Below are 12,875 nucleotides of genomic sequence, written 5' to 3'. Positions count from 1 at the left end.
GCTTGTTGCACAACTACTTGTTAAAGATACAGAAATTTCGTATATTTAGTAATGCAAGGCAAGAAAAACTATCAAGAAAAACTGTTCAATAATTTCCAGTTGAGTGATCGTGTTCCCAAGAACAATTTTTACAGACTTTTAAAAGAAATACTTCATTTAGATTTTCTGTATTCAGAGACAAAAAGCTATTATGGTTCAAGTGGTCAATCCAGTATAGATCCTATTGTATTTTTCAAATTATGTTTAGTAGGTTATTTAGAAAATATCATCAGTGACCGTCAACTGATGGCACATAGTGCTATGCGATTAGACATTCTTTATTTTATAGGCTATGATATTGATGAGCCTCTACCTTGGCATTCCACAATTAGTCGCACACGCCAATTATTTCCTGAAGCTGTTTATGAAAAAGTATTCACACATGTTTTGGCGATGTGTATTGAAAAAGGAATGGTAAAAGGAAGTACACAAGCTATTGATTCAGCGCCTGTAAAAGCGAATGCAAGTATGGATAGGTTAGAGCTAAAAGTACCAGTCCAAGAGCTAACAGCTCATTTGGCCTCAGTACGATTGATTAGTGAACGCGATAAAGTCGTTTATCGCAAAGCGAAAGAAAACAAGGCGAGTAAAGAGCAACAAAGCATCACAGCCAATGCCCAAGAGCTAAAGAGTATCTCTTCACGCAATAAGAACTGGCGAGAAACACAAGATGGACGTCCAGGAGCAAATAATAAAGGGAGTCGTTATACGAGCAATAAAACGCACTACAGTCCCACAGACCCAGATTCACGGATCAGTGTAAAACCGGGCAAAGCAAGAAAGCTGAATTATAGCAGTCAGTTGAGTGTAGATACAGCAAACCATGTAATTACGGATATAAAAGCTTATCATGCAGATGGAAAAGACAGTCAGTATTTAGAAGATATAGTAGAGCGTTTGCAAGCTAGATTATGGAAACAAGGATTTCGCATGGAAAATGTATTAGCAGATACGGGCTACAGTAGTGGAGAAGTCTATGCCTTTTTAGAACAAAGAGGAATTAAGAGTTATATACCACCTCATGGTACTTACAAAGGCGGTCCAGAAAGATTTGAGTACATAAAATCAGAAGACCATTATATCTGCCCAAATGATGAGATTGTTCCCTTTAAGAAAGTATTTTTAGACTATCGGACGCAAACAAAAAAGAAGGAATACCGAATATCGAGTTTAATCTGTAAAGCCTGTCCATTAGCCAAAAGTTGTTTGGGAAAAACGGCCAAAGAGAAGAAGTTTAGTGTGACATATTATCGAGAAGAATATGAACGTAACATTGCAAGATTATCTAGCCCAAAAGGCAGGGTAATGAAGTCGAAACGTCAAAGTACAGTAGAGCCTGTTTTTGGCACCTTGACCCAATTTATGGGGATGCGAAAAATTAATACTCTAGGCATAGAACAAGCCAATAAAGTGATGCATCTTTTTGCGATGGCCTATAACTTGAAAAAGTATTTAAAATTCGTTACTAAAAATGTAAAAAGTAAGGCAAAAGCCTTGGCAATGCTATTTTTGAACAAAAAGCTCGATGTAAAGTCCATATTAATAGTTATAAGCCAATTTAAATTTAGAAAAATAGCAGTTCTTAAAAATTAAAAAGCCCTTAAAAAGGGCTTGAAAAAGATGTTTTTTTATTTTTTTAATGGGTTGTGCAACGGTTACCGGTGTTGGCAACAGTTTTATGTATTTTGATTAGATTCTTTATTTTTATTGGTTTTAAAAAAATCTTTAACAAAGCTTATAATTTTTGTGAATCCACCAGTTCCAATGATAAATCCTAATGCATACCATTTTCCATCATTATTTGATGAATAAATAATCACATCGTCATTAAATAACATTGAAATAAAAGCAAATGGGCTTATTAATCCGTGAATAATTCCTGAAATAAACCCTTCAGGTTCTCCTGTTAAACAATTTGTTAAATCTTGTTGTTTTGCACAACTAGTAATAATTAATAGTATAGCTATAAAAAGTATTTTATTTTTCATTTTTTTTGTTTAAATATATTAATTCATTTTTTTATCTATTGTAGTTTTCATTGCATAGTAATCCATTTCGTAGCAAACTCGTCCTAATAATATGGCAGGATTTATTTTATATTCATCTCCTAAGTATTTGATTTTATGATCATTGAGGGGTAGATGATTTTCTAATATATTTATCCATACTTCTTTAGAAATTAATTTTTCTTGGGCATAATTATCAGCTTCACTCTCATATTTATTTAGATTTTGTTTTTTAGTTAAATCCATAAATTTTAAGTTTTTATCATTTCTTAAATGCAAGTCAATATGTCCAATTTCGTGCATTATTGTAAAAGCAAAATTGTCAATTCGATTATGTCTTAATGTTAATGCAATAGCTGGGTTTTTACCTGACCAAAAAGAACATCCATCGATTGGTGTTTTTTCTAGTTTGTCAATAAGTAACATTTTAATTCCAAACTGATTAAGAACCGTTTTTACTCTTTCGGCTGTATCATAGTTGTCATAGAATATATTGTTTAAATTTACACAAAGTTGATTTAAGTTATCAAAATTAAAAGTGTTCGTTTTTTGATTTTTCGCTTCATATTGAGCTAGTGAATTCCAAGCAAACATATTATTATCATCTATTTTTAATTTTTCTGATTTACGATAATATGCAAATTTATCTTTAGAAAAAGCAGATATTAATCCATCTATAGTTTCTACTTGATAAATGCACTTTATTTTTTTAATATCATTTTCGATATCATCATTTAAATAATTTTGTTTTTTAAAATATCGAACTGGAACATATTCTTTTATTATGTTCCATAATTCAATGTTTTTTAATTTTTTAATGTTCTTTTGTTTTACTCTAGCTTTATCAATCTCATATTGCGATTGAAATTTCATCCAATAATCTGCTGAAATACCTAGTATTTTTTCTAATAAAATAGCTATATCTGCTGTTACAGGTCTTTTCCCTTTGATTATTTCATTTAAAAACGAAGGTTTTACATCTAATTCTTTAGCCAATGTTCTTTGGTTTAAATTAGGGGTTGCATCTATTTCATCTTTAATTAAGACTCCTGGATGTGTCGCTTGTGCTGGTGTTAATACTTTGTTTGTTGCCATCTTTTCGTGTGTTCTCTTTAAGTGATTACTTGTAGTGATTACTCAATTCAATAATTGAGCATATTGTAATACAATTAGGTTCTTCTCCTTCTAAAGAAGCTATAAATTCTATCCGATATTTGCCATCCACTCGAACAGATTCCATTCCTTTTTTATCTCCTATTAATTTTTCGTAATTTAAACTTCTAATAGGATATAATTCTTCTGTATTTTTCGCAACTCTTAATTTGTCTATTGTTTGTATATATTTTTTAATAACGTTTGGTTGAAACCTATGTTTTTTGCTTCGAGCCTTTCCGTTTTCGTATAATTCTTTTAAATAATCTTTCTCGAAATTTATTTCCATAGTTTTCTTATATCATATTGCAAATATACATAAAAAAATAAAAAGTTCACTATATTAGTGAACTTTTTTTTAAATTGTACCAACGGTCTTGTATATGAAAAGTAGCGTTTAGGTATTCAATACTTTTCTCTTTGCCTAAAGATATTAAAAAAGCGCAAACCATTATGATTTGCGCTTAATTAGCTATTTTTTATATACGTTGTTAGCAAACGTTTTATTCTATTTAGTTTGTAGCGAAATTAGCTATACTAGTTCCGCCATTTGTTACTGTATTGTCAGCATATTTTACGTATGGCCTAAAATAGTATTGAGTTCCTGACATTAGAGGTTCTGCTACAGCAGAATAACTAGTAATTACAATAGTACCTTCGTTATGTATACCATCAAAATTCTCAATTGCATTTGTACTACTGTTAGTGAAATCGCTATTTACACTATATTCAACACCAAATTCTATAGGCATTTCTTTAACAACATTATTAATATTTAATGTTACTGTGATAAAGTCTGTCTGAATTAAAAACGCGTCTGATTCTATATCTAAAGTAACATTTCTACTAGTACTCGCATCAACATCAGTACTTGCTTGTATCTCGTTTCCATAGAAATGAGTGCCATCACTGTATTCAAAATAACCTCTTATAAAATAAGTTTGACCACTTGTTAAATTTTCTATATAACCTGTTGCATCAGAATTATTACCAGATATACCTGAAGTATTATTAGCACCAACTTCAGGGTTAGATGAAGTACCATAAACAAAACCTCTGTCTGTTACTGTCCCAAAACCACTATCTTCTTGAAAAGTTCCCGAAACTATTAGATTTACAGTCCCATCAAAATTTATAAAAAAATCTGTGTTGGAATTAGTTGTAAAGTTACTATTATCTGTTGGTGGCTTCATAGAATCATCATCGCTAGAACAACTAAATGTTAAGCTTAAAGTTAATAAGCAAATTACTGTTTTAAATAAATTTTTAATTTTCATTTTTTTTAATTTTTAGCGCACTTTTGCGCAATTATTTATTTTGTTATTTTGGTTTTACTAAATACTTTAATTAATGTATAAATTGTAATAAACTGAAGTAGTGGAAAAATAATAAGTAGGTCTACCCTAAATGCATCTTTGTTTTTTATAAGACTCCATTCTGTTACAAGTAATTCCCAAGAAATGAAAAGAATCCAGATAAAGATTATTACCATCAAAGTCAGTTTATTAGTCTTCATAATTCTAATTCTTGATTTGCTGGTGCAAAGATACGGCCAAGGACTATTTTTTAAGTCTTAAAAAAGGCTTGTTGAGTCTAGAAAACCGTTTTCTAGACTTATTACATAATTATAGACTCGTGTAGTTTTGTGGTAATATGTTGTTTTTAAACAATGTAGGTGTAAGGGAAGTGTGTTTTTTAAAAACACTATAAAATGTTGCTTTTGAGCTAAATCCTGAGTCAAAAGCTATTCCTAACATATTTAAATGATTGTTTGAAGTATCTAATAATAACTTTTTTGCTTCTTCTACTCGATAATGATTTACAAATTGATTAAAGTTTTTGTCAGACTCGTCTCGTATGAGTTCCGATAAATTCCGTTGCGTTATTTTAAGTTTTAAAGACACATCTGCTAAAGATAAATTGGGCTCTAAAAATAATCTTTCATCATCCATTAATGCAATTAACTTTTCATAATGATCTTTATTATTAGTTTTTAATCTATTATTGGTTTCATTAACATCACTTTGTTGATGGTCTATCTTTTTAATACTAGCGATTTTAGTAACAAAAAGCTTAGACTGCTTTATACCGGAAATCCCTATCCAGAAAATAAAAACGACATTAATTAATGAAATGGCTGGATAGATGTAATCATCATAAAATATTCCTTCTAAAAAAAGTGAAGACAATATAATAATCAGAAAGGTAAACAGAAACATAAGAACACCCTTTGCCCAAGTGAGTAATTTTCCTTCTGTATTTGAGTAAAATTCTTCAACTTTTGTTTTTTGCTTATTAATGAATTTAATAGTTAGAAAGATATAATATATTGAATAAGCAAATGATAATATTTCAATCAGAGACAATACATTAGAAAAACTTTCTGAATTATGCAATTTTACTTTTGTACCCACACTTAGCATAAAAAGTACTGTATAACTTATAAATTCTAGTATTCCAGGCAAAAGGATGAGTACAATTTTCTTTTTAGTTAAATTAATATTAGAAATTCCTTTAACATATATATAGAATAAAGGAAGTATTAAATAAAAAAAGTTAAATGGTAAAAACAGCAACCAAGGTTCAGATTCAAGAATGTTTAAATCGTGAAGGATTGAGTTTAAGAGTTCTGCGCAATACGCAATTAAAAATAAGCCTAAAAAAAGCTTGGGTTTTATGCGTCTGCCCTCGATTATTAATACCAAGCCTAAAAACACACCTTGAACTAACCCGAGTATATCGATTAAACTGACAATGTTATAGTTAATTTCCATTTACGTAATTATGAATAGAATTCTAGGAATGAATAATGTTGATTCTAATGTTTGCTAACGCTGTTGTATAAGCATTGTTGCGTTGTTTAAGCAATGAATTTACTAAATAAAACACGAACGGCGAAATTCCGAAGGAATTTCCCAAGTGAGCTACAACTAGCAATAAAGTTTATACGGTGTTACCTGTAGTTATTTTTTCCGATACACTTTTAAATTATATTTAAATTCAGTTCCGTCACTTTCCAAAAATTCAAACACTTTCAATTCCGTTTGAGTGATTTCCGCTATTTCTATTTCGTTTTTCGTAAACTCAATTAAAGAACCAGATTTTTTTAATTGTTCCAAAAGACCAGGCGCAAGTTTGTCAATCGGAACGTTGTATTGTGGTTTGTCAAAGGTCATTATAACGACCTTTTCTTTTGAGTCATATTCCCATTTTCCACTTTCACAATTTTCCGAATTTTCACAACCAATTAGTTTATAAGTTCCATTTTTTTCAATCCGCATACTTGGTCTCCAAACAACTTCATTGGCAGTAATTGTGTCGTTTACAAAATGTTTTATTTCGGTAATAATTTTTCCGTTTTTATCAGTCAATTTTTGAAATTCCCACGTTCCAATAAACAGTTTTTCAATTTGTTCCGAACTTTTCTTCGTTTTTGCGTCGTCAACTAATTCCAAATAAGTTTTAGATGACTGGCAATAAGTCAAAATCGGAAATAATATTATGGCAAGCAGGATGTTTTTCATAATTACAGGTAACGGTTTTGTGTATTAAAAGTTGCGATTTTTACTCACTTCTATTTTCCGCAGGAAAATAGAAGTGAGTAAAAAAGCAACAACTTTTGGTTAAGCTAAAATTAAGCAATTTTTATTACACGTTGTTGTGCAACGTAATTTTATTTAATTTTCAATTCCTAACTTTTCGTATCGGTTAATTCTTCGTTCATTAAATTCAAAATAGAATTCTTTCTCTGTTATTTCTTCTTTGATTAAACTTTCAAGATTCTTTACGTTTTCTAATTTATAATATATTCTTTTATGTTCATTATCTATACCTAATTCAAAACTGTTTTTTGTTTGCGTTAAGATATTTCCTTTGAAATTAGAGTCCATTTTTGAAAAGAAGAATAGCGAATCTTTTTCCAAAATCATATTTCTAGGAAACATCATTAAGACATATTCTGAACAAATATGAACAGTATCGTTTTTTATAAAAATTTCAGCATAGTCAATTTCTCCATTTTCAAGTTTTATTAAACTACTCGAATACCAGTTTCCATCAATATTCCTTTCCTTTTTAATTCCATTACAGCTCAATAGTATAAAAATTGAAAATAATAAAGTCAATTTTTTATTCATTTTCGTATTTTGTTTTATGTTGCACAACGGTCTCGGCTATGAGTAGTTGCGTGGTTTAACACTTAACTTTACAAGTACACACCAAGTTAGAAATTCCGCAGGAATTTCCAAAGTAGGCGAGAACAAGCAATTACTTATAGCCATTGTTGTGTGCAGTTATTTTTAATAGTTAAACTGTATTTCTATTTTTTCTTCTTTCAATGTTGCTGAAACCCAAGGTAAATTCTCAATTTGTTTAAGGTCAGTAAAGAACTCAAAAAATAATGTTTTTCCGTCACAAAATAAGTTCTTTTTCAGATAGTTGATTAAAATTTCTATTTCTGAATTATTTAACTCTTGTTTCAACATTACTTTAAATTCTCCAATTCCTGAAAAGTTGAAAATTTTCTCTTTTAAGATTTCAAACTCTATAATTTTCCCATTTGTAATTGACGTTGGTAATTGTTTTAAATAATTAGATTTTAGTTCTTTATCTGTCTCAAGTTCTACAGTTTTAAATGAATAACTGTTTTTTTCTAATTCAATTTGATAAAAACTAATTCCTCTTGATTGTAATAAATTTATGATTTGATTTTTATCAGATTGGCTAATCTTTAGACCGAAATAAACTGATTTTAGTGCTTTTGGATTATAGGAATTTAATCCTATTTTACTTGTTACTATTCTATGTTCTTGTTCGTATTCCCATCTTTTCGATTTATGAAAAGCGAACTTTTTTATCATACTATTTTTTTCGTTTTTTATAATATCCCAAAAACCAATTTTTGGTGGTTTATTTGAATACAAAACAGGAAAAGAATGAACGTGTTTACCTCCGTCGGTTTTTAGCAAAATGTCTAAATCATATTCTATACAGTATCCTTTATGAGAATTTGCGTAATGAGCCCAAAGTAATTCATCTAATGGCGTTTTAGAGAGTGAATAAATCCCCATTTTATTATCCATCGATAAAACTTCATCGGTATTATCATTAATTAAATCGTAGTCCTCTTTAGTTTTAGCTCCAACTTTCTGTCCAATATAGTTCAGAAATTTTTTAACCTTTTTTGTGTCAGTAATTGCTTCACAAGGGTCGTTTAATTGTTCAATAGAAGACGACCAATATTGATTGTTCTCAAGAGCTTTTATATCATTCTCTGTTCCACTTCGATATTTATATACAAGCATTGAGTTTTTAGGTTTTCGGTAATTGCACACAACGTTTACGTATAAGAATAGTTGCGGTTTTGTGTGCGAGGATTTTCCGCAGGAAAATCAGACGTAACAAAACTGCAACGACCTTTGGTTAAGCACTAATCTAGCAATTATTTTTATACATTGTTGCCATTAGTTTTTTTATTTCAGTCATCGTAATAATCTCCGTCTTTCCAATCTTTTTCCCCAAGATAATCTCCACAAAAATTATAACGATTAATAGGTTTAACTTTTTCCACATTTTTGCCGTGCCTAAAAATCCAGATTTCATTATCGACTATTTTCATCCGACTAAATTTTCTTGTATCACAGGCGTCCATTGAGCAAATAAAAACTGATTTTTTCTCAAAAACCTTATTTCCATTTTGGTCAATAATTCGGTCAATCACAATTACTTTTTTATGTCTTAAAGTCCAAAATAAAAACTTGCGTTTCTTTTCAATTCGTTCCGTTTTCAGAGTCACGTTTTCAATTCCGCAATCTTTATTTATAGTCGAAATTCCGCTTTGTATTTCAGTCGTTTTTATTCCGCTATTCAGATTAATGATTAGGAAAATCAAACTTATAGAAATCGAAAATATTGAATTAATGACGTTCATTTTAAATTAATGGCAACGGTTTTTGGTATGTTTTGTTGAGTGTTTTAGCTATAAATTTAGTAAATAATTACCGACCAAGAAAATCCGTGAGGATTTTCGTAAGTGTGCTTGAACCAAACAATAAAATATACCAGTTGTTGTAGCACGTTTTTTATTTTTCTCGTATCGTTAAATATTTGTTTTTACCAATTGTCATATAATAGAACGGAAATAAAAATCCAATTCCTGCAAAAAGAATCAAAAAATTAGATTCAATTTTCAACAAGTACTTAATCAAGAAAAATAAACTCATTATTACTATTCCTAACGGCATAATTATTTTACTATTCTTGAATCCTCCAATTTCTATTATTTTAGATTCGTTTTCAGTAATTTCAAATTCCATTATTGGACTTCTACACCAATCAATTTTTCCATTAATTTTATGCTTTCCAGAATCAATATTAAATTCTTTAGTTTCTCCGTTTGAAATTGTTCCTATTTTTTTGTTATCGATATATATGCCAAATTTCCTTGCTCGATTATTCCATTCGGAAGTTCTCGTAATTATTAATTTACTCATTTTTCATAGTTTTTTCAGTAATGTGCTACAACTGGTTATATGCAAACAAATATATTGTTTATCCGTTTATATATTCCGGATAATAAAAGTTTTTACTTTTTATTATCACGCTTGTTTAGAATTAATATTTAAAAAAAATGATTCTGAAGTTTTATAGAAAACAGGACTTTCTTAAGTAAGATATTCATTCTTTATTTTAAAATTTAAATTTAATGAAAAAAATGTTAGGAATTAAAGGCTTAGATTTTTTTTATTGTTGACAGACTGTTTCATTTTTGTTGCTCTTTTTTTTATTTTTTAAAACGAGTAGTATTATTTTAATATAATAGAGGAGAGTTTACAACTTTAAAAAGTCTTTAGTTTTTATTCTTGTGTCACTCAAATTTGTTTATTATTTTTACTTAAATTAATTATTAATCAACGTACACGAAAACGTACACGATTTTATATAAATTAGATCAAAATAGGATGGTTTATGGGGTTTTTGTCAAACTCATAACCCGAAGGTCACTGGTTCGAGTCCAGTTCCCGCTACTACTTTAAATCAGTATAAAACAACAGTTTAGTTCGCTAAACTGTTTTTTTTATGCAATCAATTCTCGAATTCATTACCTTTACTTCCAAAATTGAACACGATTTGGAACACGATTCAAAAGTTTTACCACTTTTTTCACCCCCAAAAATTTATACAGCAAATGGAAACCTCTCCAAGCGTTGGTATGTGTATTTTTCATTTAAAGATCCAGAAACAGGGAAAATGAAACGTATGGGGAATATTTACGGAAAAGTGAACAATTACAAAACCAAAGAAGCACGGTTGACTATTTTAACTTCATACAGAAAAAATTTACTTTTTTTATTGAAGAAAGGATTTAATCCGTTTGAAGATAATACTATTTTACATCAAAAATTGAAAGATCCTTTTTTGAAAGAAGCACCGAAGAAAAAAGCTAAAGAAGAAGTTTTAAAAGAAGAGGGAGTTCCAAGTTATTTAAATGATGCTATAAAGTCTGCAGTAAAAGAAGCTATAGACGAACATGCAATTGTTTTAGGAGTAGAAAGTGGCGGCGGTAAAACGAAAAGCATTGTTAAGGAAGAGAAAAGCATTACAAATGACGATAAAAGTATTGCTGATGATAATAAAACAATTGCAAATGACGATAAAACAATTGCAAATGATAATAAAACAATTGCAAAAGTTAAAAATGATGTAATTTCTATTACAAAAGCTTTTGATCTTGCCTTAGAATTAAAAGAAAAGGAAGTAAGTGAAAGGACGATTAGTGACTATAGAAGAAAGAGTAATAAGTTTATTGCGTGGATGGAGGTGAATTATCCTGATAAGAAGCATGTAAATAGTATTGATAGAAAAGATATAATAGAGTATTTAAATACCATTCTTTTAAGAACAAGTGCAAGAAGTAGAAATAATTATAGAACAGAATTAGGGAGTTTGTTTCAGGTATTAAAAGACAATGAATTGGTGGATGAAAACTATATTCAATCCATACCAATTTTAGCATCAAAACCCAAAAGACATAAAACATACTCTTTAGAAGAACAAAAAAAGATATTTAAATATTTAGAAAAAGAAGATCCTCATTTATTGTTATTTATAAAGTTTGTTTCTTATTGTTTTATAAGACCTATTGAAGTTTGTAGAATAAAAATAAAAGACATTAATATTGATGAAAGAAGGATTCAGTATAAAGCAAAAACGAGTGCTAAGAAAACAAAAATAATTCCTGATATCTTATGGGAAGTATTACCAGATTTATCAGAATTAGATAAAGAATCATATTTGTTTACCCCTAAAACAATAGGTGCTTTTTGGGATGCGAAAGAGATTAATAGAAGAGATCATTTTTCTAAACGCTTTTCAAGTGTTGTAAAAGAGCAATTTGGTTTGACAGAAGATCATGGGATTTATAGTTTTAGACATACATTTATTTCTAAATTGTATCGAAAATTAAGAGAAAAAGCAACTCCTTTTGAAGCGAAAAGTAGTTTGATGTTAATTACAGGGCATACTTCTATGGTTTCGTTAGAAAAGTATTTACGAGATATTGATGCGGAATTACCAGAAGATTACTCTAAATTATTTGAATAAATGTCAGAAAAACAACCAAAGCAACACGAAATTTATAACGAGTTAAGGGATAGGGCTTCTTACCCTCTTTTATTGTATGTTTCTAAAAGTTTAGTAGAGGACGAAGTTGATGACGAGCAAAAGAAAAACACAGAATGGTTGTTTGATCGGTTAATTGTTGCCAAAGCTAAAGAGGTTGTTAGTTATGTCGATGTGCAGGATGATACCATGGAGATGTTGAGAAAAGGTGGTGAGTTAAGAGCGAATCTTTTTGATTTAGTAGATTATTATGCAACATTAAAGGAGGCGCAGTTTAATTTTTTATACAATAATTATCTAAACCATTTACTTGGAATGAAGTGTTGGTGTGATGAGATGGTTAAAGATGTAGAAAATGGAACGAATGAATTTTATAAAAAATACATTACCTATTTTAAATTGCAGGCAGATCTATACGAACAGCATCAAAAAGATCTTGCAGAAACTTTTCCTGATGAAAATGGTGAGATAAAAATAGAAGTTAATATCCGTTCTTTTGTTGTTGATAATTTTTCGATGATCAAAAAAGAAATCAATACAATTGAAAAAGAATCTACAAAAAAGAAATATTTAATTACAGATGAGGAGTCTCGTAATTATTTATTGGAAAAAGTTTTTGGAGTTGATTTGTAGTTAAATCACCTTGGAAAAATAAAAAAGAGGCTATTATGCGTTAATTGTACGTATAATTAACGCATCATTGAGTCTAATTAAAAACTTACCACCAAACCCAATGTGGTGATTTATATTTCCATTTGTAGGATGGTATTGTTGTGTGTTTTAAAAGAATTTAGAATAAGTATTTTAATGTCATTATGGGAAACCGTAATATTTTCCGAAATCATTTAATTATTTTTAAATTTCAAAAAAGGATACGTTTTTCTCTTGTTATTTTGCTTGTTTCTTATTGTGGTATTTAAGCAGATTATATATCTTTAGTTTTTATGTATTGCTAGTTAAAATTGCTCAAAAGACACTGAATTTAATTTACGACAAGCACTTTTTTTAAAGAAAAACAAGGTTTGAGAGATATATAATAAATAGCTTAAAAAGCGAATA

The 12,875-nt window shown here is 29.2% G+C and carries 13 protein-coding genes; 3 read left to right on the top strand and 10 right to left on the bottom strand.

Annotated elements, in window-relative coordinates; genetic code table 11:
* Positions 1–51: 51 nt before the first annotated feature.
* The gene (locus H0I28_RS11170) at positions 52–1,632 is read left to right on the top strand and encodes an IS1182 family transposase (RefSeq protein WP_218759143.1); all 1,581 of its coding nucleotides are present in this window, start codon (positions 52–54) and stop codon (positions 1,630–1,632) included.
* 83 nt (positions 1,633–1,715) lie between these two features.
* Here H0I28_RS11170 and H0I28_RS11165 read toward each other — a convergent pair whose 3' ends face one another.
* The 10 genes from H0I28_RS11165 to H0I28_RS11120 all read right to left on the bottom strand — a co-directional run bounded on the left by H0I28_RS11165 (position 1,716) and on the right by H0I28_RS11120 (position 9,688).
* Complete coding sequence (locus tag H0I28_RS11165; RefSeq protein ID WP_218759142.1) at positions 1,716–2,027, bottom strand: hypothetical protein; 312 nt, start codon at positions 2,025–2,027, stop codon at positions 1,716–1,718.
* Between the two features lie 18 nt (positions 2,028–2,045).
* Positions 2,046–3,140, bottom strand: a complete 1,095-nt coding sequence (locus H0I28_RS11160; protein ID WP_218759141.1) for a HigA family addiction module antitoxin — start codon at positions 3,138–3,140, stop codon at positions 2,046–2,048.
* A gap of 25 nt (positions 3,141–3,165) precedes the next feature.
* Positions 3,166–3,486 (bottom strand): type II toxin-antitoxin system RelE/ParE family toxin, encoded by a 321-nt coding sequence (locus H0I28_RS11155; protein WP_218759140.1) that lies wholly within the window; start codon positions 3,484–3,486, stop codon positions 3,166–3,168.
* A gap of 223 nt (positions 3,487–3,709) precedes the next feature.
* Complete coding sequence (locus tag H0I28_RS11150; RefSeq protein ID WP_218759139.1) at positions 3,710–4,474, bottom strand: hypothetical protein; 765 nt, start codon at positions 4,472–4,474, stop codon at positions 3,710–3,712.
* Positions 4,475–4,822: 348 nt separating this feature from the next.
* Entirely contained in the window at positions 4,823–5,971 is a 1,149-nt protein-coding gene (locus H0I28_RS11145; RefSeq protein ID WP_218759138.1) for an AraC family transcriptional regulator, read from the bottom strand.
* Positions 5,972–6,160: 189 nt separating this feature from the next.
* A complete protein-coding gene (locus H0I28_RS11140) occupies positions 6,161–6,721 on the bottom strand; it encodes a hypothetical protein (RefSeq protein ID WP_218731510.1) in 561 nt (186 codons plus the stop codon).
* A 153-nt stretch (positions 6,722–6,874) separates the two neighbouring features.
* The gene (locus tag H0I28_RS11135; RefSeq protein WP_218731508.1) at positions 6,875–7,333 is read right to left on the bottom strand and encodes a hypothetical protein; all 459 of its coding nucleotides are present in this window, start codon (positions 7,331–7,333) and stop codon (positions 6,875–6,877) included.
* A gap of 162 nt (positions 7,334–7,495) precedes the next feature.
* A complete protein-coding gene (locus tag H0I28_RS11130) occupies positions 7,496–8,500 on the bottom strand; it encodes a DUF2971 domain-containing protein (protein ID WP_218759137.1) in 1,005 nt (334 codons plus the stop codon).
* 173 nt (positions 8,501–8,673) lie between these two features.
* A complete protein-coding gene (locus H0I28_RS11125) occupies positions 8,674–9,126 on the bottom strand; it encodes a hypothetical protein (protein ID WP_218759136.1) in 453 nt (150 codons plus the stop codon).
* Positions 9,127–9,277: 151 nt separating this feature from the next.
* Positions 9,278–9,688 carry a hypothetical protein gene (locus H0I28_RS11120; protein ID WP_218759135.1) on the bottom strand — a complete coding sequence of 137 codons (411 nt, stop codon included), beginning with the start codon at positions 9,686–9,688 and terminating at the stop codon, positions 9,278–9,280.
* A gap of 586 nt (positions 9,689–10,274) precedes the next feature.
* Between H0I28_RS11120 and H0I28_RS11115 the strand changes: the two genes are divergently transcribed.
* Both H0I28_RS11115 and H0I28_RS11110 read left to right on the top strand, forming a co-directional pair.
* Entirely contained in the window at positions 10,275–11,798 is a 1,524-nt protein-coding gene (locus H0I28_RS11115; RefSeq protein ID WP_218759134.1) for a tyrosine-type recombinase/integrase, read from the top strand.
* On the top strand, positions 11,799–12,449 hold the full coding sequence (locus H0I28_RS11110) for a hypothetical protein (RefSeq protein ID WP_218759133.1): 651 nt from the start codon (positions 11,799–11,801) through the stop codon (positions 12,447–12,449).
* Positions 12,450–12,875: the final 426 nt, after the last annotated feature.

This window comes from Polaribacter sp. AHE13PA (assembly GCF_019278505.1).
Classification (GTDB): Bacteria; Bacteroidota; Bacteroidia; order Flavobacteriales; family Flavobacteriaceae; genus Polaribacter.
This window is presented reverse-complemented; position numbering and strand designations above follow the sequence as displayed.